This window comes from Rossellomorea sp. GCM10028870 (genome assembly GCF_042666755.1).
Classification (GTDB): domain Bacteria; phylum Bacillota; class Bacilli; order Bacillales; family Bacillaceae_B; genus Rossellomorea.
This window is the reverse complement of record NZ_JBHTGN010000017.1, coordinates 1-640: the sequence shown is the minus strand read 5'-3', so window position 1 is coordinate 640 and position 640 is coordinate 1. Positions and strand designations below refer to the sequence as shown.

The following is a 640-nucleotide window of genomic DNA, read 5'->3' as shown; positions in this document are numbered from 1 at the left end:
CCCGTCCTTCGTCGGCTCCTAGTGCCAAGGCATCCACCGTGCGCCCTTCATAACTTAACCGAATTGGTTGTTACATCAGGTTTAAAACCTAAAATGGCGATACTCGGTAATTTCTTGACTATCAATTTATCTTTATCTAGTTTTCAAAGAACAAACCATGATCTCGAAAGAGATTGTATGGATGTTTATTTTACTCCGCTTACGCTTCGTAAAAAAACTTGGTGGAGCCTAGCGGGATCGAACCGCTGACCTCCTGCGTGCAAAGCAGGCGCTCTCCCAGCTGAGCTAAGGCCCCAAGTGAGTCGAATATGGTGGGCCTAAGTGGACTCGAACCACCGACCTCACGCTTATCAGGCGTGCGCTCTAACCAGCTGAGCTATAGGCCCATATTCCATAAAAATGAATGATAAGCAATGCTTACCATTGTTTGTAGATGGAGAGTTGTTTTGCTTTCGCAAAAAACTTAGTTGAACCATCAAAACTGAACAAAACTTCGACGTGTCAAACGTTTTAGTTAAATCTTCCTTAGAAAGGAGGTGATCCAGCCGCACCTTCCGATACGGCTACCTTGTTACGACTTCACCCCAATCATCTGTCCCACCTTAGGCGGCTGGCTCCAAAAGGTTACCTCACCGACTTC

General features: G+C 46.1%; 2 tRNA genes and 1 rRNA gene. All 3 read right to left on the bottom strand.

Features of this window, described 5'->3' with window-relative positions:
• Window positions 1-219 precede the first annotated feature (219 nt).
• A tRNA-Ala gene (locus ACFQWC_RS23200) sits at window positions 220-295 on the bottom strand.
• Window positions 296-309: 14 nt separating this feature from the next.
• Window positions 310-386: transfer RNA gene (locus ACFQWC_RS23195), tRNA-Ile, on the bottom strand.
• A 143-nt stretch (window positions 387-529) separates the two neighbouring features.
• A 16S ribosomal RNA gene (locus tag ACFQWC_RS23190) occupies window positions 530-640 on the bottom strand; the annotation flags it as partial.